We start from the raw sequence: 23208 nt of genomic DNA, 5'->3' as shown, positions 1-23208 counted from the left end.
GCTCAGCGGACCCGCCAGCGATAATCTTCCTCCCGCACCTCCGTCACCGCATAGCCGTCAGGGTCGCGGGCGGGGCGGAAACGGTAGCGTTCCATGATGATGCGGCAGGTCATCCCGTCGAGTTCGGGATAGCCGCTTCCTTCGATCACCTCGCACTTGTCCACTTGCCCGGACGGACCGATCGCGTAGCGGACGCCGATCTTCACCCTGCCTACGCCGCGCAGGGAGTCGGGGAAATCCGAATTGCGGAAGCGGCCGCCGGTCTGGCGGGCTCTCGAAAAGGCGCCTTCGCCGTCTCCCTCGCCGGAGCCCGAACCGGTTCCGGTGCCGCCGGTTCCGCTTGCCTGGCCCATGCCAAAGCCATTGCCGCCGCCTGCGCTGCCTGCGCCGCTTGTCATAGACGATGACGGGGCGGCAGATAGAGCGGGTTGAGGCGTTACGATGATTGGCTTGGGCGCAGTGATGGCAGCGGGTTCCGGCGGCGCTGGTTGCTTTTGCATGGGAGCTGCCGGGGAAGCGGAGGGGCTTCCGCCCTCGCGCTTAGCCTCGCGCGGAGGTTCTGGACGTTCAGGCATGGAAGGTTGCAGGTCGAACAGCGCGAGTGGCGAACGATGAACCGCGGCGCGCCATAATGACGGTCCGCGGAGGCCGATGATCAGGGCATAGCCAATAAGGGCATTGACCAACAGCGCCGCGACAGCAGGGACGATCCTGTCCCGACCCTGCCATCGCTGCGCCTGAGTTGTGGCCATGTTACCTGTCGCCGCGCATGTTGCGCGGCAGCCTCACAGCTTAGCGGTAGACGCGGCGGCCGTTGCGATCGATATAATATTCCCGGCCGCGACGATCGCGTTCCCACCGGCGATCGCCATCCGAAGTCGCTGCGCCTACGACAGCACCACCTGCTGCGCCGATGGCTGCACCTTCGGCAACGCCAAGGCCAGGCACGATCGCGCCCGCCACTGCGCCGCCAACCGCACCGATGCCCGCGCCGCGCAAGCCATCGCGCGTCGTTTCACGCGAGCAGCCGCCCACGCTGGCTGCGGCTGCCAGTCCGGCGATCAATAAAATTGTGTTACGCATGGTTGGTCTCCAGTTTCGACAGGTGTGAAACGACAGAGACGCCAGTTTGTTCGATCCAAGCGCGACAAAGATGCGCAGGCTTCAGAAAACACATATAAATGCGCGTTCGCCAGGCCGATGGCTAAATCTAGGCGGCCATTTGCAGGTGAGCGGCTGAGGCTGGCAAATTTCCGGTGGGAAGGAGGTGGTGACCCCTACGGGAATCGAACCCGTGTTTCAGCCGTGAGAGGGCCGCGTCCTGACCGCTAGACGAAGGGGCCGTGGCCGCATGGCGGCTGGCAGGCGGTGGCGTTTAGGGGGAGAAGGGGCTTCCCGTCAAGCGAAACCGCTTTCGCCCGACCTTTCGTCATTGTCCTTCGACCCATAAAAAACCACCCCATGTAAAACATGGGGTGGCCAAGGTTCAGGGAGGAGACGCCTCCAAAAGGGGGAGGCGCCCATACGACACACCCGAAAGGGGGGGCAGGTGCGCCGTATGTTCGAAAGATAAAGAAGGCCCCGCTCACTTTCAAGAGGCGAGCGAAAAGCTTTTCCTTAACATGCTTGATCCAGGTTGCTTTTCTTCTTCAGGCTTCGGCGGGCTGAGGCGCTTGCGGGATGGAAATCGGTCCTTTGCCCTGTGCAACTTGCGACTCGAACACTTCCCGGATCAGCTGGAGTGAAAAGAGATGGGCGTAGATGAGGGGAAGCATGCCGTTCTGGCTGATCTTGCGCAGCTGATCGCCACGCATGTCGCGCAGCTTTTCCTCATTCACCATGCGGAAACCGCGATAGACGAAGGGTTGATCGTTACCGGGCACCTGGATGGCGACTTCGCCGTCCATCAGCAGGTCGAGTTCCTTGAGGTCCTTCATGAACTGGCCCGTGCGCGCGGCCGCCTGTTCGAAATCCTCGCAGAATTTGAGCACGCCCTGTGTGAGTTCGCTCGGCTTGCCATCTTCGAACAGCGGCTGGCCCTCTTCGAACTCGCCGATCGCTTCGCTGGTGGGGTCGAAGCAGAGCGACAGTTCGTCGGTGTCCGGGCGCAGCTTCGCCAGCATCCAGGGATAGCGGCGGACATAGGCAGGAACATAGGCGGGGCCGCGCAGCTTGCCTTCATCGTCCAGGAAGGTGTTGATGCCCTCGTTAAGGCCCATCAGCGCCAGCGGCACCGCTTCGTCGCTCGCCGAAAAAATGATCGGCACGTAACGCTGGGCCGCGACGAATTCGTCGACGGTCAGCGGCACGGCATGCTGCTTCGTCAGGAAGGGAGCGGATTCCACCGACCGGCTGCGATAGCTTGCATGATCAACGCTGCTGAGCGGCAGCAGGTCGTTGTAGAAAACAGGGAGGTTATTGGCGGGCGCGCTAGCCATGATCTGTTCCATTCTATCGAAGCAGCGCGTGCGGAAGCGCCACCTTTCCCAAAAACTGGGAGAGGGCGATAAAGACCTTGGCGATGGGAGGCAATTGCTTTGTCTTGCCCGCGGCGTTCAGCCCTCTTCTGGGCGCGGGATCAGCTTGTCGGGGTTCATGAGGCCGAGCGGGTCAAAGGCGGCCTTAATCGCGCGCAAGGCATGCAGCCGCGCGGGGCTGGCGAGGCGGCCGAGTTCCGCCCGCTTCATCTGGCCGATGCCATGTTCCGCCGAGATGGAGCCGCCTGCGGCGGCGACCGCATCATGGACGAAGGCGTTGATCGCTTTTCCGTCCGCAGCGATCCAGGCTGGACCGTCTGTCGTGCCCTTTGGAGCACGGACATGGAAATGGACATTCCCGTCGCCCAGATGGCCGAAGGAGGAGGCGGTGGTGCCCGGGAATGTTCGTTCCGCAGCGGCAGCCGTGTCGATCATGAAAGCAGGCATGCGCGCGACGGGAACGCTGATGTCGAATTGCAGCGCCGGGCCCTGTGCGCGTTCGGCTTCGGAGAGCGATTCGCGCAGGCGCCAGAATGTAGCGGCCTGCGCTTCATTGGCGGCGATCGCGGCATCGGTCGCGATGCCCTGGGCCAGAGCTTCGGCCAGGGCTGCTTCCATGCGCTCTTCGGGGGAGGGTGGCGACAGGTCGGCATGATCGACTTCGATCAGGACGTGCCAGGGCGTGCGGGTTTCGATCGGGCAGCGGGTGCCGGGAATGTGGGAGAGGACATGGCCAAGACCATCGTCGGCGATGATCTCAAAACCTTCGACACTGTCACCCAGCCGCGCTTCGGTGAGGCGGAGGAGGGCGAGGGCGTCGGCCGGTGAGGCGACGCCCACCCATGCAACCGCGCGGGCAGCGATCGCGGGGACGAGCCGGAGCGAGGCGGCGGTGATGATGCCGAGCGTCCCTTCGGCGCCGACCAGCAATTGCTTGAGGTCATAGCCCCGATTGTCCTTCTTGAGCGCTTCCAGGCCGTTCAAGATGCTTCCGTCCGGGAGCACTGCCTCCAGCCCTTCCACCAGGGCGCGCACCGTGCCATGGCGCAGAACTTGGGTGCCCCCCGCATTGGTCGAGATGAGGCCGCCGATGGTTGCTGAACCTTTCGCGCCTAAGCTGAGAGGGAAGCGGCGTCCTGCTTCCTCGGCGGCATCATGCAGGGTCGAGAGGATGACGCCCGCCTCACATATGGCGAGGTTGTCGTCCGGCGATAGCGATCGGATGCGGTTCATCCGGCGCAGCGAGAGAATCAGCGCTGACCCGTCTTGTGGTGGAGTCGCCCCCCCGACCATCGACGTGTTTCCTCCTTGAGGCACCAACGGCACGCGGAGTTCGGCAGCAAGTGAGACGATCGCGGCGACTTCCTGCGTGCTGGAGGGCTGGAGGATGGCCGCTGCGGCGCCATGAAACCGGCCGCGCCAGTCCGTCAGCCACGGCGCGATATCCTCCGGATCGGTTATGACGCCCTTGGGCCCCAGCAGCGCTGCGAACCTGCCGATGATCTCTTGTCCTATCATGACACGATGCTATGCCCCGGAATTCATCGACGGTTCAACCACCGGCCCATAGCGTGCCGCCCCAAAAGGGGTTCGATTTGCTTCATTCCGTCCTGCTGCTCCTTGTCGCACCCACTGCCGGGCCTGTGCAGATGGCTCAGATGTCGATTGAGCAACGGGTCATCATCCGCGTGCCGATGGCGAAAAAAGGGCGTGCGCCTGCGCGCATCGCTCCCCAGGCGGGACGTGAGTGGAAGGAAAGGAAAGGGCCGCGTTGTATCGCGCTGCGGTCTATCCGGTCGGCAAGCGTCGTGGTGGGGCATGGGGTCGACCTGCTGCTGGCCGATAACCACCGTTACCGCGCAAGGTTGGAGCGGGGGTGCAGCTCTACCGGCTTCTATTCGGGTTTCTATGTCGAGCCGGATGATGACGGGTCGCTTTGTTCAGGTAGGGACGAATTGCAGGCACGCAGTGGCTTGAGCTGTGTGATCGACAGTTTCAGGCGATTGGAAGAGGCGGAACAGGACGATTGACCCGAGTTTAAGCTGGCCGCAATGCGCGAATTTCTTGACAAGACGCCGATATTTCAGCAAGGCGCGCGCGATTTCCGTGGTGCAGGAGCGCGTTGCGGAGAGCCTCTGTCCCGGACAATTGAATGACTTTTGCCGATCTCGGCCTATCCGATGAACTTTTGAAGGCCGTTAACGAGGCCGGATATGACACGCCCACGCCTATTCAGGCGCAGGCGATCCCGCCTGTCCTGATGATGAAGGACATCATCGGCATCGCGCAGACGGGGACGGGCAAGACCGCCAGCTTCGTGCTGCCGATGATCGACATATTGGCGCATGGCCGCGCCCGCGCGCTGATGCCGCGCTCGCTGATCCTGGAGCCGACGCGCGAACTGGCGGCGCAGGTTGCAGAGAATTTCGAGAAATACGGCAAATATCACAAGCTCAACATGGCGCTGCTGATTGGCGGCGTTCAGATGGGGGATCAGCTCAAGGCGCTGGAAAAGGGCGTCGATGTGCTGATCGCCACGCCAGGCCGGCTGATGGACCTGTTCCAGCGCGGCAAGATATTGCTGAACGGCTGTTCGATGCTGGTGATCGACGAAGCTGACCGGATGCTCGATATGGGGTTCATCCCGGATATCGAGGAAATCTGCACGAAGCTGCCGTCGCAACGGCAGACGCTGCTCTTTTCAGCGACCATGCCCGCGCCGATCAAGAAGCTGGCGGATCGGTTCCTGAGCAACCCCAAGTCGATCGAGGTGGCGCGTCCGGCAACGGCGTCCACCAACATCACCCAGCGGCTGGTGAAGGTCGATTCGCGCAAGAAGCGCGAGGCCTTGCGCGCGATGCTCGAAGGCGAGGACGTGCAGAGCGCGGTGATCTTCTGCAACCGCAAGACGACGGTGCGCGAACTCAACAAGAGCCTGCAGCGCCATGGCTTCAAGTCCGGCGAGATCCATGGCGATATCGACCAGTCGGCGCGCATCGCCGAGCTGGAGCGGTTCCGTGCCGGTACAGTGAATATATTGGTGGCTTCCGACGTCGCGGCGCGCGGGCTCGATATCAAGGGTGTGAGTCACGTCTTTAACTTCGATGCGCCCTGGCATCCCGACGATTATGTCCACCGCATCGGCCGAACGGGCCGTGCGGGTGCGAAGGGGGCAGCCTTCACTTTCGTGACGGCTGATGACGCGGAAGCGATCGACAATATCCAGAAGCTGATCGGGCAGAAGATCGAGACGATCGATGCGCCTGCCGGTGCTGCAAAAGCGGAAAAGGCGGACGAGCCCCGCCGCGAGCGTGAGCGGAAGGCGGAGCGCAGCTCCAGCAAGCGCCGGGACGACCGCCGCGAAGAACCGCGCGCCCCCCGGAGTCAGGGCAATGGTGCGCCCCCGCGCCGGGCCGAGGTCATGGACGATGGTCCCGACGAGGGTTGGAACGGCCCTGTGCCCGAATTCCTTTCGGTAGGATTCAACGCCTAAGGGAAAACTCTACAGCAGCCCCATTGCGCGCAAGCTGCTGTGGCCCTGCGATCCGATGATGATGTGATCGTGGACCGCGATGTTGAGGCGCTTGCCCGCCTCCGCAATCTGGCGGGTGATCTCGATATCCTGACGACTGGGTTCGGGCGAGCCGCTCGGATGATTGTGGACGAGGATGAGCGCGGATGAGCCGAGGTCGATTGCGCGCCGGATGACTTCCCGCGTGTAGATGGCGGCTTGGTCGATCGACCCGTCACCCATATGTTCGTCACGGATCAACATGTTGCGGCTGTTGAGGTGAAGCACGCGGACGCGCTCCACCGGCAGATAGGCCATGTCTGCGCGCAGATAATCGAGCAGCGCCTGCCAGCTTGCCAGAACCGGCCGCTGGGCCACTTCGCTGCGAAGCATGCGCAGCAGCGTGGCGTGTACGATCTTGACGGCTGCGATGCTGGTATCGCCCATGCCGGGCACCCGCGCGATCGCCTGCCAATCGGCCGTCATCAGCCCCCCAATGCCGCCAAATTCCCGCAGCAGCGCCTTTGCGAGCGGCTTGGTATCGCGCCGCGGTATGGCGAGAGCGAGCAGATATTCGATCAGTTCATGGTCGTGCAGCGCATCGCCGCCGCTTTCCGCCAACTTCTGCCGCAGCCGGGCGCGATGACCCACGCCATCATGGCTGACCGCAACATCCCTGTCCGCCAATGCCTTATAATCCCCTGTTCAGGGAAATGGACCTATGCGTTGCGTAAATGCGGGGCAAGGATATTTAAGGCAGCTCAGACGTTATGCAGGCGTTACGGATAAGGGTTGAGAGCCGGGGTTGGCCATAAGCATCGAAGATGAGGACGGCGAAGAGGAATCTCGTCGTGGCTGGTTACGCTGGCTGGGTGTCGGGACAGGATCCCTGGCGCTGATCCTTGTTGCTTTGTGGACCCAGCGGGCGCCCATCGCCGAAAACTTCATCGGGCGGGAAATGAACCGCAGGGGTGTACAGGCGAGTTATGACCTGAAGGACATCGGCCTGCGTACCCAGCGCATCGAGAATATCGTTCTTGGTGATCCGAAAAATCCGGACCTGACTGCTCGCTGGGTGGAGGTGGACCTCGCCTTTACCGGTCTTTCCCCGCATGTGGCGGAGGTCAGGGCGGGAGGTGTGCGGTTGCGGGGATCTTACCGCGGCGGCGTGCTCCGACTGGGAGAGCTCGACAAGTTCCGCGATCCCACCTCGAAGGCGCCATTCAGCTTGCCCGACATAGCATTGGCGCTGCGGGATGCGCGCATCCGGCTCGATACCGACGCCGGGACGGTCGGCATGCAGATCGAGGGCAAGGGTAAGTTGAAGTCGGGCTTTGACGGCCGTCTCGCCGCCGCCATGCCTCGTGCGGCAATCGCCGGATGCAGCGCAACCCGCATGACCGCCTTGCTGGACGTGGCGATCAGGAATGAGCGGCCCCATCTGATCGGACCAGTGCAAGCGGCGGCTCTTGGCTGCCGGGGAAGCGGGACGGCTGCCGCGGCGCCGCGCGCTGAGATCGATGTGTGGCTGGGCAAGGCGCTCGACCGATGGAACGGGCATGTCACCCTGGGGGCAGAGGCGCTGAAGTCCTCTGGCATGGTGCTGGCCAAACCGGCAGGGCGGATCGATTTCAACGGCAACGCGTCGGAGACCGCTGGCCGGGCGCGGATCGGCGTGGCGGCGCTTGGATTGGCAAGCATCAAGGCTGGTGAATCGGAGATTATCGGAGCCTGGCGCGTCGGTCGCGGCACGTCGCAAGCCAGCGGGCGGCTATCGGCACATCAACTGAGCCTGGCCGGTCGTGACCCGCTGGCCGGGTTGAAGCGATCTGCCGCCGGCACGCCTCTGGCGCCTTTGGCTGCGCGACTGGCGGATGCCGTGGCCCATGCGGGTGAAAATAATGTGCTGCGGACCAACCTTGCCTTCGCTCAAAGCGGCAAGGGTGGCAGCGTCGTACTGACGGGCACCGGCTTTAACGCGCGTAGTGGAGCCCGGATCGCCGTTCCGGGAGACGGCGAGATAATGATCAGCTGGCCCGGAAAAGGTGGCGCGGCGATTGATTGGGCGCTGGATGGCGCCATCACGACTGATGGAGGCGGGCTGCCCAAGGCTGCGCTGAGACTGGCGCGGCGGCCGGGCGGCGGATTTGGCGGGCAGCTGTTCATCGACCCTTATGCTGCCGGGAATGCGAAGCTTGCGCTGGAGCCGGTTCGTTTCACGGCGGGACCTCGCGGGGATACCTTCTTCTCTACGGTGGTGAAGCTCGACGGGCCGCTTCCGGGCGGACGGCTGCGCGGACTCGCGATGCCGGTGACGGGAGAATTGAGCGCGAACGGGGCCATCGCGATCAACCGCCGCTGCGTGCCATTGGCGCTGGAGGAGGCGCGTTACGAGAGTTTCGCCATCGGCCGGACCCGGCAGACGCTATGCCCGATCGGGGGCGGCGCGCTGCTGGCGACAGGGCCGGGCGGAGTGCGCGCGGGTGCGGAGATCCGCAATCTCGACCTGCGCGGCCGCAGCGGCCAAAGCCCGATGCGGCTGTCGGCCGAGCGGGCGAGGGTTGCTTTGGGGCAGGACGGCTTTGCGCTTTCCCGCGCGGAGTTCGCCATCGGGCCGCAGGCATCCCCGGTACGGCTGGTGGCGGAAACGCTGACCGGCCAGGCTACGGCCCAGGGGCTGAAGGGAAGGCTCGCCGGAGCGAATGCGCGGATCGGTTCTGTGCCGCTGATCGTGGAAGACGGCACGGGCGAATGGAGCTTCGCGCAAGGCGCACTGAGGCTCGCCGCTGCAATGATGGTGCGCGATGCCCAGACGCCGGGACGGTTCGAACCGCTCAAGGTGCCGGACTTCGCCCTCACATTGCGGGAGGGCAGGATTTCGGGGACCGGAACGCTGCGGGTGCCGCGCAATGATGCGTTGGTGGCGTATGCGGACATAGCGCATGATCTGGGTTCAGGGCGGGGCAAGGCCGACCTTAACGTGCCGGGGCTGGTATTTGGTCCCACTTTGCAGCCTGAAGAAGTCACGCGCCTGGCGCTGGGGGTCGTTGCCAATGTCGAGGCGACGGTGACGGGGGAAGGGCATATCCGGTGGAATGGCAATGCGGTGACCAGCGATGGGCTGTTCCGCACAGACAATGCCAAGCTGGCGGCAGCTTTCGGCCCGGTCGAAGGATTGTCGGGCGAGTTGCGCTTTACCGATCTGCTCGGATTGGTGAGCGCGCCGGGACAGGTGCTGCGGATCAGGATGGTCAATCCAGGCATCGAGGTGCGCGACGGCACCGTCCGCTACAGGCTGGAACCGGGGCAGAAGGTGCATATCGAGGGCGGGGGGTGGCCCTTCTCCGGAGGGCAGCTCGTTCTTTTGCCCACGACCATGGATTTCAGTGCGGATGTGGACCGTTATCTGACGTTCCGTGTGATCGGCATCGACGCGGGCGCCTTCATCCAGGCGATGGAGCTGGACAATATCTCGGCCACCGGCACGTTCGATGGACTGATGCCGCTGATCTTCAATTCGCAGGGCGGCCGCGTCGCCGGTGGCGTGCTGGCCGCGCGGCAGCAGGGCATGCCGCCGCTTATCATGCCCGAAGGCGTATTGCCGACGGTTCCGTGCGATCCCCAGCGCCAATCCGGAACTTTGTCCTATGTCGGGCCAGTCTCCAACGAGCAGCTTGGCGTGATGGGCAAGCTCGCCTTCGATGCGCTCAAGAACCTGCAATATAAGTGTCTCACCATCCTGATGGACGGCGCGTTGGATGGCGAGATGGTGACGAATGTGGTGTTCAACGGCGTCAACCGGGGCAAGCTCGGGGACGTGCCAGACGGCATGGCGCGCAGCCTGACCGGCTTGCCCTTCATCTTCAATGTGCGCATCGCCGCGCCGTTCCGCGGCCTGCTGGGCACCGCCAAATCCTTCATCGATCCCACCACGCTCATTCAGAACAGCATAGGCGATCAGATGCAGGAGAAGATTCGCGAAGGCATTGCAGTTAAGCCTGCGGAAAGCGACACTGTGAGAAACAGGGAACAGCGATGAAAAAACGAGCGATATTTGCGGCGGGTTTCGCCGGTTTGGCCTTGGCGGGCTGCATTCAGGTGAAGGCACCTGACAAGCCGATCGAAATCAACCTGAACGTAAAGGTGCAGCAGGAGGTGGTCGTTCGCCTTCAGCGCGATGCACAGGATCTTATCCAGAATAACCCGGAGTTGTTCCCGCAATGACACGCAAGCTTTTGATGATCGCCGCAGGTGCCGCCGTCGTGCTGGCGACCGGCTTTGTCGCCAGCGCGCCTGCGCGCGCGCAGTCGGGCGCGGTTGCGGCGGCGATGGCGGAGGGCGCCGTGGGCGAACAGGCGGATGGCTATCTGGGCATCGCCGGGTCGGTCAGCGGGGCTGTGCGATCGGAAGTCGAATCGATCAACATAAAGCGGCGGGCGGCCTACACCGACCTTGCAAGCAAGCGCGGTGTGACGGTTCAGGACGTGGCGGCTGCCACTGGCTGTCAAACGCTGAGCAACCGGGTGAAGCAGGGACAGGTGTATCGCGTGGGGGCGGGACCTTGGCAAACCAAGGGCGCCGGGCCGATTGCGCTGCCCAGCTATTGCGCGACCGCGGGGTAATTCCTGCGGCGCGTGGGAGTTTCTTTGCTGCGTTCGGGCGAAGCACGATTCTCGTGTCCAACTACGGTTGACTATCCCGAAAGCCCTTTCTAAACGGGCCGCGCCTTGACGGGTGCAGCCGCACGCGCCATGCCGCCTGACGCGGGCTTATCTGCCTGAACGGAAAGGAATGGTCATGGCGGAGGATGTACCCGGGCAAGACCCGGCGGATGAGGACGCGCGCATCACTTCTCTTGAGGAGCGGATCGCAAAGGCCGAACGAGCCGAAAAGGTCAGGCAGGGGACCACGAAGCAACAGGCCGACGATGGATCGCGCCTGGGCAACAGGGTTCTTGCAGAACTGATCGGTGGTCTTGCCGGTGGTGCCGTGGTTGGTGGGACGTTGGACTACTTTCTGCGGACATCTCCATGGCTCCTGCTGGCTTTCCTCGGTCTTGGGATCGTGGTGGCTTTCAGGAACATCATCAGATTGACGACGACGAAGCGTCCCGGCGAATAGGGGCGCTTTTATCTTAGTCCGAATACCAGACGTTACAGGGGTCAACGTGGCAGAATCCGGCAAAATCGATCCGATGCACCAGTTTGCGATCGAACCGCTGTTCGGTACGGATCACTTGTCGCTCGGCGGCTATAACATCGCCTTCACCAACAGCGCGCTTTACATGGTGGCTGCTGCCGTGGTGCTGTGGATCTTCGTGATTGGTGGCATGAAGCGCGAGCTGGTGCCCGGTCGCTGGCAGATGGCGGTCGAATATATGACCGGCTTCATCAAGAGCCTGTTGATCGCCAATGTGGGCGAGGGCGGCAAGAAGTATATTCCTTATGTCTTCTCGCTGTTCATGTTCATCCTGCTGGCGAACCTGCTTGGCCTGCTGCCGCTCGGCCTGATCGGCCTGCACCCGTTCACCTTCACCAGCCACTTCACAGCCACGGGCGTACTCGCGATCCTGAGCTTCTCGATCGTGTTAATCGTCGGCTTCTGGAAGCATGGGCTGCACTTCTTCTCGCTGTTCGTGCCGCATGGCACGCCGCTGCCGATGATCCCGGTTATCTTCCCCATCGAGCTGGTGTCCTTCATGGTGCGGCCATTCAGCCTTGGCCTGCGACTGTTCGTTGCGATGACCGCCGGACACGTTCTGCTCAAGGTGTTGGCCGGGTTCGTGATCAACAGCTCGAACGCTGGCGTCGGCTATGGCCTGACCGTCGGGTCGGCGAGCTTCATCCTGATGATCGGCATCAGCGCCTTGGAAGTGCTGGTCGCGGTGATCCAGGCCTATGTGTTCGCCCTGCTGACTTCGGTCTATCTGAACGACGCTGAGAACCTTCACTAAGTTTCCGCTATTTTTCCAACCATTTGTTCGAGTTTAGAAAAGGGAGTTTACGACATGGACGCAGAAGCCGCAAAGCTGCTCGGTGCTGGCCTGGCCGCCATTGGTGCGGGTCTCGCTTCGCTCGGTGTGGGCAACGTGTTCGCATCGTTCCTGGAAGGCGCGCTGCGCAATCCGGGCGCCGCTGACGGCCAGCAGGGCCGCCTCTTCATCGGTTTCGCCGCAGCCGAACTTCTGGGTCTGCTGGCGTTCGTTATCGCCATGATCCTGGTGTTCGTGGCCTGACAACCGCTTGGCGAGCGGGCAGGGCGGCCTTCGCTGTCCCGTTCGCTCGCTATGAATTGACGGTGCCCTGATCGGACGGACCCAAAATGCCTCAAATCGCGCAAATTGCCGAAACTTATGCGTCGCAAATCTTCTGGATGCTGCTGACGTTCGGCTTTGTCTTCTTCGTCATCGGCCGGGGCATGGTCCCCAAGGTTCAGGCGACGGCCGACGCGCGCGACGCGAAGATCACTGGTGATCTGGACGCCGCCAAGGCTGCCTTCGCCCGCGCCGATGAGGCAGAGGCCGATTACCGCACCCGTGACGCGGAAAGCAGGGCTGCGGCCCAGGCGACGCTTGCCCGTGCGAAAGCGGAAGCTGCCAAAGCCTCCGAAGGACAGCTTGCTGCCGCCGACGCTGAAATCGCCACTCGGATCGGCGCTGCCGAAGCCCGCATCCAGGCGGCCAGCCAGGCAGCTATGGCAGAGATTGAAACCGTCGCCGCCGAAGCGGCGCGCGACATGGTGGCCCGTATTTCCGGCGTGAACGCGTCGGACGAAGCGGCCCGCAACGCAGTAAAGGCGGCACTGGCCCATGGCTGAGGCAGCAGCACAGCATAGCGAAGGTTCGCCTCCGCATATCGAAGAGGCGATTCACGCCGAGGGGATGGAGCCGGTCGGCACCGTCGCGCATGAAGGCGTCGTACCGCACACGGATCCGAAAGCCGTCGGCATGGACGCGACCGCCTGGGTCAGCCTGGCGATGGCAGTCTTCATCCTCATCCTCCTGATCAAGAAGGTGCCTGCGCTGATCGGCAATGTGCTCGACGGCCGAATTGCCCAGATCAAGGAACAGCTGGCGGAAGCGGCAAAGCTGCGCGCTGAAGCCGATGCGCTGAAGGCGGAGTATGAAGCGAAGCTGGCCAATGCGGCCGGTGAAGCTGAAGCGATGCGCAAGTCGGCTGAAAGCGAAGCGGCAACGCTGCTGGAAGATGCCAAGGCAAATGCAGTCGCGCTGGTCGCTCGCCGCCAGAAGATGGCGGAGGACAAGATCGGAGCAGCCGAACGCGCGGCCATTGCGGGTATTCGCACCAAGGCCGTCAACGCCGCCACCAGCGCGGCCGCGACGCTGATCGCACAGAATCATGATGCCGGCGCCGATCGTCAGCTGGTGGACAGCGCCATCAAGGGGCTGAGCCCAACCGTCTGAGCCCTAGCCATGTTGCTCGAAAAAGGGCCGGTGCGGATTGCTGCACCGGCCTTTTTTCTTGTTGGGAACTCTTCGGTTGGGTGCGCCTGATGATCAGACGCGCCCGGCAAGTCGGTGTCAGCCGGCAAGCGTCGCATTGTCGATAACGAAACGGTATTTGACATCGCTTCTTTGCATTCGCTCATAAGCGGTCTCGATATCGGGCGCCGCTACCATCTCGATGTCGGCGACAATGCCCTTGTCAGCACAGAAATCCAGCATCTCTTGGGTCTCCGCGATTCCGCCTATTAGAGACCCGGCGATCGATTTCCGGCCGAAGATCAACATGCCGATATTGGGCGAAGGGTGCGGATGTTCCGGCACCCCGACCAGCGTCATCGTCCCCTCCCGCTTCAGAAGAGCGGTGAACTGATCGAGATTATGACTAGCGGCAACGGTATTCAGGATGAAATCGAAGCTGCCTGCGTGAACGGCCATTTCGTCAGCGTTGCGCGACACGACGACTTCCTGAGCGCCCAGGTCCAGCGCATCCTGCCGCTTTGCTTCAGACGTGGTGAACGCCACAACATGCGCCTCCATCGCGTGGGCCAGCTTAACGCCCATGTGACCGAGGCCACCGATCCCCACGATCCCGACCTTCTTGCCCGGCCCTACCTGCCAATGTCGGAGAGGCGAGTAGGTCGTGATGCCCGCGCATAGCAGCGGCGCAACCGCAGCGAGTTGGTCGACGGGGTGTCGAATCTTCAGGACGAACTTGTCCTTCACCACGATGTCCTGAGAATATCCGCCAAGCGTGTGGCCGGGTGGGTCCTGCGTCGCGCCATTATAGGTGCCGACGAAGCCGGTTTCGCAATATTGCTCCAGCCCTTCCTCGCACGATGCGCAGTGCTGGCAGCTGTCCACCATGCAGCCCACGCCCACGGTATCGCCCGGCTTGAAGCTGGTGACATGTTCACCCACGGCGGTTACCTGGCCGACGATTTCATGTCCAGGAACGCAGGGATAGAGAGTGCCCGCCCACTCCGAACGGATCTGGTGCAGGTCTGAATGGCAGATGCCGCAATAGGCTATCGCGATCTGCACATCATGAGGACCTACCGCCCTGCGTTCGATGTCGATCGGTTCCACGGGTTTGTCAGCGGCATAAGCGCCATAGGCCTTTGTCACCATATTCATGACTTTCTGCTGGTCCCCGAGGCTTGCCTGCAACTTTGACCGCGAGGAGAGTGGAGTGGCGAGCGCTAGGTGGGAAATCGCCCGGCTGTTTCAATGCCTCCAAGGCACCAGGAGGGCGCTCGGCCATTGCGCTTGGCTCTGCCCCCGCTATCTCTGCAACCATGTCGCATCCCCAATCGCCCGACCGTTTTCACGAGGATAAAGCCAGCTTCACTGTACGCGGCGCAGGCACGCCGGACATTGAGGTGGGCGTCGAAGCCATTCGCACCACATTGAAGACCCTGCCGACGCGGCCCGGTGTTTACCGCATGCAGGACGCGCGCGGCGACGTGCTCTACGTGGGCAAGGCTCGCGCGCTGCGTAATCGGGTGGCCAATTACACGCAGGTCGATCGGCTGCCGAAGCGGTTGCAGCGGATGGTGGCGCAAACTCGGTCCATGACGATCGTGACGACCAACAGCGAGGCTGAGGCGCTGCTGTTGGAGGCGCAGCTGATCAAGCGGTTTCGGCCGCCCTATAATGTCCTGCTGCGCGATGATAAAAGCTTTCCGTTCATCCTGCTGCGGGAGGATCATTCCTTCCCGCGCGTTCAGAAGCATCGTGGCGCGCGGAAATATAAGGGGCGCTATTATGGTCCCTTCGCCAGCGCCGGGTCGGTGACGCGGACCATCAATGCGCTGCAAAAGCTGTTCCTTTTGCGCAGTTGCACCGACAGCTTTTTCGCGAACCGGTCGCGGCCCTGCCTCCTGTTCCAGATCAAGCGCTGTTCCGCGCCCTGCGTTCAGCGGATCGACGAGGCTGGTTATGCCGAGCTGGTCAAGGATGCGCAGGACTTCCTGGGCGGCAGGTCGACGGCCGTGCAGAAGAAGCTGGGCGAGGCGATGCAGGCTGCTTCAGAAGCCATGGATTTCGAGCAGGCCGCGGTTTTGCGTGACCGGCTGAAGGCCTTGACTTTCATCCAGGGTAGCCAGGCGATCAATGCGGAAGGGCTGGGTGACGCCGATATTTTCGCGCTGGCGACCAAGGGCGGGGCAATGTGCATCCAGGCCTTCTTCATTCGCGGGGGACAGAATTGGGGGCACCGCAGCTTCTTTCCGGTCCATACGGCCGAAGTGGCGGAGGATGAGGTGCTGGCGAGCTTCATGGCGCAATTTTATGAGGAAGTGCCGCCGCCACGCCTGATCCTGTCCGATCGCACGCCTGTGGAATGTGAACTGATCGCACAGGCGCTCGGCGAACGGGCTGGCGCGAAAGTGCGTATCGAGGTGCCGCAACGAGGCACGCGGACGCGGCTGATCCGGCAGGCGCAGCGCAATGCTGTCGAGGCACTGGACCGACGGTTGGCGGAAACGACGACCCAGGCGAAGGTTCTTGAGGAGATGGTCGAGACATTCGGACTGGACGGAGTGCCTGACCGGATCGAGATTTATGACAACAGCCATATCCAGGGCAGCCACGCCCTGGGCGCCATGGTAGTCGCGGGGCCGGAGGGGTTCCGCAAAAATGCCTATCGCAAGTTCAACATGAAGAACCCGGAGACGTCGAACGACGATTTCGCGATGATGCGGGAGATGTTCGAGCGGCGCTTTGGGAGGGCGGCGCGGGAGGATCCCGATCGCGACAGTGGTGAGTGGCCCGACCTGGTGCTGATCGATGGCGGCAAGGGGCAATTGTCGGCGGCGCGAGCGATCCTGGAAGACTTGGGCATCGAGGATGTTTGCATGATCGGCATTGCCAAGGGGCCGCATCATGGACGGGAGGGGCGGGAGATATTCCATATGCCCGACGGTCGGGAGATCAGCTTTCCGATTAACCATCCCGTGCTGTTCTACCTCCAGCGGTTGCGGGACGAGGTGCATCGCTTTGCGATCGGGGCGCATCGGCAGAAGCGGAGCAAGGCCATTTCCACCAGTTCGCTGGACGAGGTGCCGGGCATCGGGCCTTCGCGGAAGAAAGCGCTGCTGATGCATTTCGGAACGGCGAAGGCGGTGAAGAGCGCGGCGTTGGAAGATTTGCTGAAGGCGCCGGGCGTTTCGAAAGCTGTGGCGCGGCAGATTTATGATTATTTTCATGAATGAAATAGCGGGAAAACGCGGTTTTCCATGATTTTGTTACGACATCGAAATGATGTGGGCGTGGAGATATGTGCCTGATTTCGGCGTGATTCTTCCTCCTGCTCTTGCCTTGTGGTTGCACTCCTGCAATGATCTTTCCAGACGCTGACAATGATGGCGCGGGTCGGAGGAGAAGGGTCGTGGAAAAGCCTTTGAGCTTGTTTAATGTCGTGGAGATATTCCATCGGCATGTATCATCAACGTCATTTGATGATCATCCTTTTTAGCAGATGCAATCTGCGTTCACTTTACCTTCACTGCGTAAAGTGAATGAATACTTATCAAAAGGCATATATCTGAAAATATAACTGCCAATAAGGCGGAGTTGTGACAGCATGACCAATGGACATGCGGACATGTTGCGGGCTTTCAGAAGGCGGCCCCGGGCCGGCCTTTCCGCGCTTCGGCCGTGGCGCATGCTGGACGTCACACGCCTTGTACTCGCCCTCGTCTATACGGTGGTGAGCTTTGCATTCGCTTCGCCGCGCTCCTGGGCCGAGATTGCGGAGAACGGCATCATCTTCGCCATGCTGCTGCTCGCGCTGGGCGCACTGATCCTGTCGGCGCGGTCGTGGGTGACGGAGATGCGTGTCCGAAAGCCGGTGGTTTTTCTGGACGCGCTGCTGTTTCTGTCGCTGCTGGTGGTGACGAACGCGTCGGACAGCCCCTATTTTGTCGGCAGCCTGTTCGTCGCCATCGAGATCGCGCTGATCGTGCGTCGCCGCTTCCACCTTCTGGTCGGCGCTTTCGCGGCCATGACGGCTTTGCTGACGGTCTGGATGGACAAGATCGTCGAGGTGCCGTCCGAGCCGGACCCGGAACGCGTGGCGCTGCGCGTGCTCTATCTTGCGGTGGTGATAGTGGTGACGGGCATGTTGCTTGGCCCGCGCCGTGAGAAGTTGTTGCAGGAGGAAAAGGCGAGGCGGTTGACGGAAGGCAGTTTGCCGCTTGTGAAGGGCGGTTCCGAACCCTTTCTGCTGCAGGCGTTGAAGATCGCCACGGGGAGCGAGAATGGGGCGGTGTTGTTCCGTACGGCGAGCACCGAAGCCTACCGATTTGCGTCAAGCCGGTTCGGCGAAACCAGGCCCGAGGGCAGCAATGGATTGCTGGCGGTGGAGACGGGCTGGCATGACTGCCGCCGTGGCGCGTCGATCGGCCTGTCACAGGACGGAATAAGCCATCTGGCCCCTCTGAGCCCCGGAGGGCGGGCCTGGGCAGCCATGCTGGAGGCGGAAACGCTGATGACGCTGCGGGTGTCGTTGGGCACGTTCGATGCCGTGGGCGCTGTCGAGCTGGATGATCCGACGCATGAAGATGCAGCGGCGATCGCGCAGCGCGTATTTGAAAGCGCCTGCGACGAGATGATGGTCCGCAACAGCCTGGACCTTGCCCATGTCATCGCTGGTGCGCGTGAGCGCGAGCGGTTGCAGCGGGAACTGCATGACAGCGTGCTGCAGGCGCTGGCCAGTATCCGCTATCAGGTCGCGCCGGTCCTGAACGGAACGATCGACGATCCCTTTCCAGTGCTGGCGAATGTGGATCGGATCGCCAAGGATCAGATCGGCACCATCAGATGGATCATCAACCCGGTCGAGGACGATGAGGATTTCGCCTATCTGCCGGAGACGCTGTCGATGGTGGTGCGGTCGCTGGCGGAGCAATGGGGCATAAGGTGCGAGCTGCGGGTGGAGGACGGCAATTGCGCGACCAGCGCGATGATCGGACGCGAACTGAGTTTCGCGGTGCGTGAGATCGTCGCCAATGCGGTCCGCCACGCGGGCGCGCATGCGGTGGAGTTTTCGCTGCAGCCGGCGGGCAACCGGATTGCATTGCATGTGACCGATGATGGCGTGCCCAATCTTGCGAGGCTGGGGTCCACGGGCGCGGTGCAATCCCGGTCGTTGATGCGGCGGGTGCAGGCGCTGGGCGGCGAAGTATATCTGCGGAATATCGGTGGGCGAACGATGATCCAGATTACCGTGCCCCGGAAGTGAGAAGGGCTGACTGCGGGCGTTGAGGAAGGGATGCTGCTGTGCCTTGCCGTTCGATTGTCCTCGCGTAGGGCTTCGCAGAACTTTTAAGGCGGTGGGGGCGTTTTACCCCGGGTTAACCAGAATGGTTGATAGATGACCCTTCCGATGATGCGGCGAGCGGAGGTCCGGTTTCCATGGTGCGATTGGTTCAGGATCATCTTTACCGCAAAAGCGTGGCGCTGGTGCTGTCATTACAGCTGAATTTGCCGCGCATCATCGGCACGTGGATCCTGATCGCCGCCTTTGCCTGCGGCCTCCGGCTGGCATTTCCGGCCACCCCCTATGCCGATGCGCCTTGGGCAAGTGGATTGGGCCTGCTGCCCTATATGCTTGTCGTCGGTGCTCCGGTGGCGACGCTGCTATTGGGCCTCAAGTTGTTTCCGGCGGGGCGTTTGCACGCGCAGCCTGGTTTGCGGCTGGCGCAAGTGGGCCGGTGGCGCAAGGTCGATTGCCTGGAAGCGCGCGAGATGTCGCAGTTCGGCCTCTATGGCGTGATGGCGTCGTTGCTGCTGGGCATCGCGCTCAATGTTCCGGTGCGCACGCTTGAGTTCTTAAGCGCGGTGCCTGCATTGGGCAGCTATGCACCCACCTGGTTCATCAGCCTTTATGCGGTGATGCTGGCGGACGTCGTGCTGCTGTCATGCTTGTACATGTTCGCATTCGCGATGGCATTGCGGATGGTGCCGCTCTTTCCCCGCTTTCTGGCGATGGTGTGGGGCGTGGACCTGATGGCGCAAGTGGGGATCGCGCAATTGGTCGCGCGGGTCGGAGATGTTCCCCCGGCGGTGGAAATGGCGCTGGCGGATCTGCTGAGCGGCAATGTGAAGAAGGTGCTGATCAGTGTCGCGCTGTGGTTGCCGTACCTGTTGTTGTCCGAGCGGGTGAACATCACATTCCGTAATAGGGTAAGCGCCTGACGAAGTGCGCTGGCGCTCCTTCTGCGGTGTGCAAATCCATGCAGATGATTCGGTTTTTCGAGACGTCGAGCTGTTGCTGATTCGCGCCGGAGCGTGACCCTGGCCGATTGTGCCGCCGGAAAGCGGTGCGTCCTACAAGAGGGAAGGGGTGGACTCTCAGGCGGTGTATCTGATCTGAATTAGGATGTGATCCTGCATGAGCGGCCATAGATATATATCGTTAATTATGCGGTTATACTAGAATTAATACTGCAATAGAGGATCAGTAAATTGGTCATTTAAATATGGTGAGTAAGTTATATTTGTCTAACTCGACCTATAATCCGGAAGAAAATAAAAGTATTTCTCTGTTTTTCGACCGATATATAACCAAAGATATATTATAAAATATTTACGGGTTACTTGCTGCGGCAAGTAGGGAAAATGAAGATGGTTAACAAAAAATCGACTTAACGGACTGAAAAATAGACATATTTTTTACCATGTTGACTTGCCCCTTCATTGGTTCATTTTGAACGCAAGTTCTACGGGAACTGCCCAACTGCCTGGCGAAGGGGAACACCAACGCTAGGGTCGCCAGGTGGCAAAGGCCCCTCCGCAGAACTGTGCAAGAGCAGCCGAAATGCTTTCGGCGCAATAGGGGTGAAGAGACATGACTTTTTTCAAGACACTCTGGCGTGACCAGAGCGGCGCTTCGGCGGCGGAATATGCGCTGATCCTTGCGATCGTGGGCACCGGCATAGCACTCGCAGCAGTTGGGCTGGGGCAGTCCATTTCGACGGCGATGAACGAGGCTGGTAATTGCATCAAGACGCCGCCGACCTCCAGCACAGGCACTGCGAACTGCTAACGGCAGGTCGGATTGCTGGGATAGGAGTAATTGGGATGAACTTCTTCAAAAATCTTATGAGGGATCAAAGCGGTGCTTCAGCCGCCGAATATGCCCTTATTCTTGCTATCGTCGGTACCGGTATTGCGCTGGCCGCCGTTGGTCTTGGTGAATCTATCTCCACTGCTATGAATGAGGCGAGCAATTGTATCAAGACGCCGCCCACGTCTAGTACAGGTACCGCCAATTGCTAATGAGTATGGAGGCTGCCAACCAGATGGCTGTCAGCCTCCATAAGTCTTGTATTCCGGGGGGAAGTCGTGGGGCAGCGCAGATCTCTTATCATCCTTGGCTTCGCGATCGTGCTGGGTCTGGCAGCGGTATTCGTCGCCAATAGCTATTTGAGCAAGGCGGAGCAGGCGCAGGCAACGCCGCAAGGCGGTATGGCCAAAGTGGTCGTCGCGTCGATGCCGCTGGCCTTTGGGACGGCGGTGACGCCGGAAAAGATCAGGGTGGTCGACTGGCCTGCGGCTTCCGTGCCGCCCGGGGCTTTTCGTGATCCGGTCCAGCTCACGTCCCTCGGCAAGCAGCGCGTGGTGCTGCGGCAGATCGAGCCGGGTGAGCCGATCCTGACATCCAAGCTGTCCGCAGAAGGCGGCCGCGCCACCATGTCCGGTGTGCTGCGGCCTGAAATGCGTGCTGTCGCGGTTCGCGTGAGCGATGTGGCGGCGGCGGGCGGCTTTGTGCTGCCGGGCGACACGGTCGATGTCTTCGTCACACGGACCGCGCAGGACGGCATGGGCGGCGGCGGTCAGCAGATCACCGATGTGCTGCTTCAGAATATCCGCGTGATCGCGATCGACCAGAATGCCAATGACAGTTCGAAAGACCCGGCGATCGGCAAGACCGCCACGCTGGAAGTCAATCAGGTCGATGCGCAGAAGCTGGTCCTGGGCCAGCAGGTCGGCCAGCTGACGCTGGTGCTGCGCAACGTGACCGATGAGCCCAACCCGGCGGTACAGACGGTGGGGACGGAGGACCTGCGCGACGGGGCTTATGTCGGCGGTTTTTCAGCGCCGCGCGGCCGGATCGCCGAAGCGGCCTATCTGCCTGCTCCGATGCCCGTGATGCGTGCGCCGCGTCGCACTGTCCCCAGGAATGTTTCCGCTCTGCCAGCGACCGCATCGGTCGAGATCGTCCGTGGCACGACCGGCACCAGCTATGAGGTGAAGCGCTATGGTTCCCGCTAAGTCCTTGTCCATGCTGGCGCTGGGGACGGCGCTGGCTTTCGGGGTGGCAACGTCCGCTCCGGCGCAGATCGCCTCTCTGACTGCGAGCAATGTGGATCATGCGGGGCAGCTGGACGTGCCGCTCAACAAGAGCCAGGTGCTGACGGTCGACCGGCCTTTTTCCAAGGCTTTGGTGGGCAATCAGGAGGTCGCCGACATCCTGCCGATGACCAACCGGTCGCTCTATGTGCTGGGCAAGAAGGTGGGAACGACCAGCCTTACCCTCTATGACAGCCGCAACATGCTGATCGCGGTGGTCGATGTGGCGGTGGGGCCGGACGTCGTGACGTTGAAGCGGCAATTGTCCGAGCTGATCCCGGGCGAGCAGATCGGCGCGCGCATTTCCAATGACGCGGTGGTGCTGACGGGGACGGTGTCGAGCGCTTCGGCGGTGGATCGCGCGGTGCAGATCGCCAGGACCTATGCGGGTGGGGACGAGAAGGTCGTCAACATGCTGTCGGTCGGCGCTTCGCAGCAGGTGATGCTGGAGGTGCGCTTTTCGGAGGTGAACCGGTCGGCGGCGAAGGATATCGGGCTGAATCACAGCTTTGTCGGCAACAGGACCGCGGGCAGCATCGGTGATCTGTCGGCTGACTCGATCGTGCCGACGAACAATGGGCGGACGCCTACCATCAAGCTGGATGGCCTGTCCGACGCCTTTGGCGTGGGGACATGGGCGTACAAGATCGGCAGCCTCAACATCTTTTCCGCGCTGGATGCGCTGGAGCGCAAGGGGCTGGTGAAGACGCTGGCCGAACCGACGCTGGTGGCGCTTTCTGGTGAGACTGCGTCATTCCTGGCGGGTGGCGAATTCCCGATCCCGGTCGTGCAGAATGGCGGCGGCGGGGGCGGCAGCGGCAATAATGGCATCACCGTCGAGTTCAAGCCGTTTGGCGTCAGCCTGGGCTTTACGCCCACGGTGCTGAGCGACGGCATCATCAACCTGGTGGTGGAGCCGGAGGTCAGCTCCATCGATCCTTCGGCTTCGGTGTCGATCAACGGGCTGGTGGTGCCGGGCTTACTGACACGGCGGGCGAAGACGGTGGTGGAGTTGCGCGATGGGCAATCGTTCGCGATTGCGGGGCTGCTGCGCAACGACTTCCAGGATACGGTGCGGCAGCTGCCGGTGCTGGGATCGATCCCGATCATCGGGGCGCTGTTCCGCTCGACCGGCTTCCAGAAGCAGCAGACCGAACTGGTCATGATCGTGACGCCGCGCCTTGTGAAGCCGATGCGGGCGGAGGATGTGCGCCTGCCGACCGATCGCGTGGGCAATCCGCATGAGCTGGACCTGTTCCTGATGGGGCGCACGGACAAGGCAGTGGGGATCAATCCGCTGAACCCCGACGCGATGCCGCCGTCTTCGAAGCGGCCTGCGGCTCCGGCTCCGGCTGACCCGGCTCCGGCGGGCGCGGCGCAGAGTGGATATGAGCTATGAG

Annotated in this window: 23 protein-coding genes and 1 tRNA gene; 17 read left to right on the top strand and 7 right to left on the bottom strand. The window is 62.0% G+C overall.

The window, feature by feature from the left end:
• Positions 1 to 2 precede the first annotated feature (2 nt).
• From NCHOL11_RS18355 to NCHOL11_RS08600, 5 genes are all read right to left on the bottom strand, one after another.
• The gene (locus NCHOL11_RS18355) at positions 3 to 398 is read right to left on the bottom strand and encodes an energy transducer TonB (RefSeq protein WP_141397830.1); all 396 of its coding nucleotides are present in this window, start codon (positions 396 to 398) and stop codon (positions 3 to 5) included.
• A gap of 394 nt (positions 399 to 792) precedes the next feature.
• Positions 793 to 1083 carry a hypothetical protein gene (locus NCHOL11_RS08615; protein WP_141397829.1) on the bottom strand — a complete coding sequence of 97 codons (291 nt, stop codon included), beginning with the start codon at positions 1081 to 1083 and terminating at the stop codon, positions 793 to 795.
• A 185-nt stretch (positions 1084 to 1268) separates the two neighbouring features.
• Positions 1269 to 1343, bottom strand: a tRNA-Glu gene (locus tag NCHOL11_RS08610).
• Between the two features lie 306 nt (positions 1344 to 1649).
• Positions 1650 to 2438, bottom strand: a complete 789-nt coding sequence (locus NCHOL11_RS08605) for a SapC family protein (protein ID WP_097092840.1) — start codon at positions 2436 to 2438, stop codon at positions 1650 to 1652.
• Between the two features lie 117 nt (positions 2439 to 2555).
• Positions 2556 to 3995 (bottom strand): FAD-binding oxidoreductase, encoded by a 1440-nt coding sequence (locus tag NCHOL11_RS08600; RefSeq protein ID WP_097091943.1) that lies wholly within the window; start codon positions 3993 to 3995, stop codon positions 2556 to 2558.
• Between the two features lie 77 nt (positions 3996 to 4072).
• On the opposite strand from NCHOL11_RS08600, the gene NCHOL11_RS08595 reads away from it, so the two are divergent.
• Both NCHOL11_RS08595 and NCHOL11_RS08590 read left to right on the top strand, forming a co-directional pair.
• Positions 4073 to 4507, top strand: coding sequence for a hypothetical protein (locus NCHOL11_RS08595; RefSeq protein ID WP_097092839.1), 435 nt, complete (start codon positions 4073 to 4075; stop codon positions 4505 to 4507).
• 122 nt (positions 4508 to 4629) lie between these two features.
• Complete coding sequence (locus NCHOL11_RS08590; RefSeq protein ID WP_097091942.1) at positions 4630 to 5970, top strand: DEAD/DEAH box helicase; 1341 nt, start codon at positions 4630 to 4632, stop codon at positions 5968 to 5970.
• A 9-nt stretch (positions 5971 to 5979) separates the two neighbouring features.
• Here the strand turns inward: NCHOL11_RS08590 and radC are convergent, their stop codons facing one another.
• Positions 5980 to 6675 (bottom strand): RadC family protein, encoded by a 696-nt coding sequence (radC, locus tag NCHOL11_RS08585; protein WP_097091941.1) that lies wholly within the window; start codon positions 6673 to 6675, stop codon positions 5980 to 5982.
• Between the two features lie 130 nt (positions 6676 to 6805).
• On the opposite strand from radC, the gene NCHOL11_RS08580 reads away from it, so the two are divergent.
• The 8 genes from NCHOL11_RS08580 (at position 6806) to NCHOL11_RS08545 (ending at position 13411) form a co-directional block, all read left to right on the top strand.
• A complete protein-coding gene (locus NCHOL11_RS08580) occupies positions 6806 to 10027 on the top strand; it encodes an intermembrane phospholipid transport protein YdbH family protein (protein WP_097092838.1) in 3222 nt (1073 codons plus the stop codon).
• Positions 10024 to 10212 carry a YnbE family lipoprotein gene (locus NCHOL11_RS08575; protein WP_097091940.1) on the top strand — a complete coding sequence of 63 codons (189 nt, stop codon included), beginning with the start codon at positions 10024 to 10026 and terminating at the stop codon, positions 10210 to 10212. The genes NCHOL11_RS08580 and NCHOL11_RS08575 overlap by 4 nt, the downstream gene beginning before the upstream one ends.
• On the top strand, positions 10209 to 10610 hold the full coding sequence (locus tag NCHOL11_RS08570; RefSeq protein WP_097091939.1) for a DUF1318 domain-containing protein: 402 nt from the start codon (positions 10209 to 10211) through the stop codon (positions 10608 to 10610). Before NCHOL11_RS08575 ends, NCHOL11_RS08570 begins: the two co-directional genes overlap by 4 nt.
• 175 nt (positions 10611 to 10785) lie before the next feature.
• Positions 10786 to 11109 carry an AtpZ/AtpI family protein gene (locus tag NCHOL11_RS08565; RefSeq protein ID WP_097092837.1) on the top strand — a complete coding sequence of 108 codons (324 nt, stop codon included), beginning with the start codon at positions 10786 to 10788 and terminating at the stop codon, positions 11107 to 11109.
• 46 nt (positions 11110 to 11155) lie between these two features.
• Positions 11156 to 11941 carry a F0F1 ATP synthase subunit A gene (locus NCHOL11_RS08560; protein ID WP_097091938.1) on the top strand — a complete coding sequence of 262 codons (786 nt, stop codon included), beginning with the start codon at positions 11156 to 11158 and terminating at the stop codon, positions 11939 to 11941.
• A gap of 54 nt (positions 11942 to 11995) precedes the next feature.
• Entirely contained in the window at positions 11996 to 12223 is a 228-nt protein-coding gene (locus tag NCHOL11_RS08555) for a F0F1 ATP synthase subunit C (protein ID WP_021240110.1), read from the top strand.
• A gap of 86 nt (positions 12224 to 12309) precedes the next feature.
• Positions 12310 to 12804 carry a F0F1 ATP synthase subunit B family protein gene (locus NCHOL11_RS08550; protein ID WP_097091937.1) on the top strand — a complete coding sequence of 165 codons (495 nt, stop codon included), beginning with the start codon at positions 12310 to 12312 and terminating at the stop codon, positions 12802 to 12804.
• Positions 12797 to 13411 carry a F0F1 ATP synthase subunit B family protein gene (locus NCHOL11_RS08545; RefSeq protein ID WP_097091936.1) on the top strand — a complete coding sequence of 205 codons (615 nt, stop codon included), beginning with the start codon at positions 12797 to 12799 and terminating at the stop codon, positions 13409 to 13411. Before NCHOL11_RS08550 ends, NCHOL11_RS08545 begins: the two co-directional genes overlap by 8 nt.
• Before the next feature lie 117 nt (positions 13412 to 13528).
• Here the strand turns inward: NCHOL11_RS08545 and NCHOL11_RS08540 are convergent, their stop codons facing one another.
• A complete protein-coding gene (locus NCHOL11_RS08540; protein WP_097092836.1) occupies positions 13529 to 14581 on the bottom strand; it encodes an NAD(P)-dependent alcohol dehydrogenase in 1053 nt (350 codons plus the stop codon).
• A gap of 167 nt (positions 14582 to 14748) precedes the next feature.
• On the opposite strand from NCHOL11_RS08540, the gene uvrC reads away from it, so the two are divergent.
• The 7 genes from uvrC (at position 14749) to NCHOL11_RS08505 (ending at position 23207) form a co-directional block, all read left to right on the top strand.
• Positions 14749 to 16665: an excinuclease ABC subunit UvrC gene (uvrC, locus tag NCHOL11_RS08535; protein ID WP_097091935.1), complete on the top strand. Its 1917-nt coding sequence runs from the start codon at positions 14749 to 14751 to the stop codon at positions 16663 to 16665.
• A gap of 371 nt (positions 16666 to 17036) precedes the next feature.
• A complete protein-coding gene (locus NCHOL11_RS08530; protein ID WP_097091934.1) occupies positions 17037 to 18695 on the top strand; it encodes a sensor histidine kinase in 1659 nt (552 codons plus the stop codon).
• A 173-nt stretch (positions 18696 to 18868) separates the two neighbouring features.
• Positions 18869 to 19651, top strand: coding sequence for a DUF2569 domain-containing protein (locus tag NCHOL11_RS08525; protein WP_097091933.1), 783 nt, complete (start codon positions 18869 to 18871; stop codon positions 19649 to 19651).
• A gap of 652 nt (positions 19652 to 20303) precedes the next feature.
• Positions 20304 to 20501: a Flp family type IVb pilin gene (locus NCHOL11_RS08520; protein ID WP_097091932.1), complete on the top strand. Its 198-nt coding sequence runs from the start codon at positions 20304 to 20306 to the stop codon at positions 20499 to 20501.
• A 35-nt stretch (positions 20502 to 20536) separates the two neighbouring features.
• Positions 20537 to 20734 carry a Flp family type IVb pilin gene (locus NCHOL11_RS08515; protein ID WP_097091931.1) on the top strand — a complete coding sequence of 66 codons (198 nt, stop codon included), beginning with the start codon at positions 20537 to 20539 and terminating at the stop codon, positions 20732 to 20734.
• Between the two features lie 66 nt (positions 20735 to 20800).
• Complete coding sequence (gene cpaB / locus NCHOL11_RS08510) at positions 20801 to 21730, top strand: Flp pilus assembly protein CpaB (protein ID WP_097091930.1); 930 nt, start codon at positions 20801 to 20803, stop codon at positions 21728 to 21730.
• Positions 21717 to 23207 carry a type II and III secretion system protein family protein gene (locus tag NCHOL11_RS08505; RefSeq protein ID WP_097091929.1) on the top strand — a complete coding sequence of 497 codons (1491 nt, stop codon included), beginning with the start codon at positions 21717 to 21719 and terminating at the stop codon, positions 23205 to 23207. Before cpaB ends, NCHOL11_RS08505 begins: the two co-directional genes overlap by 14 nt.
• Position 23208: the final 1 nt, after the last annotated feature.

Origin of the sequence: Novosphingobium sp. Chol11 (genome assembly GCF_900218065.1) — a bacterium.
Classification (GTDB): domain Bacteria; phylum Pseudomonadota; class Alphaproteobacteria; order Sphingomonadales; family Sphingomonadaceae; genus Sphingobium; species Sphingobium agri.
The sequence above is the reverse complement of the archived record's forward strand: the minus strand, read 5'-3'. Positions and strand labels throughout refer to the sequence as shown.

Excerpts from the sequence above, each read along its gene's own strand:
- NCHOL11_RS18355 (WP_141397830.1), bottom strand. The coding sequence starts at position 398 with ATGACAAGCGGCGCAGGCAGCGCAGGCGGCGGCAATGGCTTTGGCATG.
- NCHOL11_RS08615 (WP_141397829.1), bottom strand. The coding sequence starts at position 1,083 with ATGCGTAACACAATTTTATTGATCGCCGGACTGGCAGCCGCAGCCAGC.
- NCHOL11_RS08605 (WP_097092840.1), bottom strand. The coding sequence starts at position 2,438 with ATGGCTAGCGCGCCCGCCAATAACCTCCCTGTTTTCTACAACGACCTG.
- NCHOL11_RS08600 (WP_097091943.1), bottom strand. The coding sequence starts at position 3,995 with ATGATAGGACAAGAGATCATCGGCAGGTTCGCAGCGCTGCTGGGGCCC.
- NCHOL11_RS08590 (WP_097091942.1), top strand. The coding sequence starts at position 4,630 with ATGACTTTTGCCGATCTCGGCCTATCCGATGAACTTTTGAAGGCCGTT.
- NCHOL11_RS08575 (WP_097091940.1), top strand. The coding sequence starts at position 10,024 with ATGAAAAAACGAGCGATATTTGCGGCGGGTTTCGCCGGTTTGGCCTTG.
- NCHOL11_RS08570 (WP_097091939.1), top strand. The coding sequence starts at position 10,209 with ATGACACGCAAGCTTTTGATGATCGCCGCAGGTGCCGCCGTCGTGCTG.
- NCHOL11_RS08565 (WP_097092837.1), top strand. The coding sequence starts at position 10,786 with ATGGCGGAGGATGTACCCGGGCAAGACCCGGCGGATGAGGACGCGCGC.
- NCHOL11_RS08555 (WP_021240110.1), top strand. The coding sequence starts at position 11,996 with ATGGACGCAGAAGCCGCAAAGCTGCTCGGTGCTGGCCTGGCCGCCATT.
- NCHOL11_RS08550 (WP_097091937.1), top strand. The coding sequence starts at position 12,310 with ATGCCTCAAATCGCGCAAATTGCCGAAACTTATGCGTCGCAAATCTTC.
- NCHOL11_RS08545 (WP_097091936.1), top strand. The coding sequence starts at position 12,797 with ATGGCTGAGGCAGCAGCACAGCATAGCGAAGGTTCGCCTCCGCATATC.
- NCHOL11_RS08540 (WP_097092836.1), bottom strand. The coding sequence starts at position 14,581 with ATGGTGACAAAGGCCTATGGCGCTTATGCCGCTGACAAACCCGTGGAA.
- uvrC (WP_097091935.1), top strand. The coding sequence starts at position 14,749 with ATGTCGCATCCCCAATCGCCCGACCGTTTTCACGAGGATAAAGCCAGC.
- NCHOL11_RS08530 (WP_097091934.1), top strand. The coding sequence starts at position 17,037 with ATGACCAATGGACATGCGGACATGTTGCGGGCTTTCAGAAGGCGGCCC.
- NCHOL11_RS08525 (WP_097091933.1), top strand. The coding sequence starts at position 18,869 with ATGGTGCGATTGGTTCAGGATCATCTTTACCGCAAAAGCGTGGCGCTG.
- NCHOL11_RS08520 (WP_097091932.1), top strand. The coding sequence starts at position 20,304 with ATGACTTTTTTCAAGACACTCTGGCGTGACCAGAGCGGCGCTTCGGCG.
- NCHOL11_RS08515 (WP_097091931.1), top strand. The coding sequence starts at position 20,537 with ATGAACTTCTTCAAAAATCTTATGAGGGATCAAAGCGGTGCTTCAGCC.
- NCHOL11_RS08505 (WP_097091929.1), top strand. The coding sequence starts at position 21,717 with ATGGTTCCCGCTAAGTCCTTGTCCATGCTGGCGCTGGGGACGGCGCTG.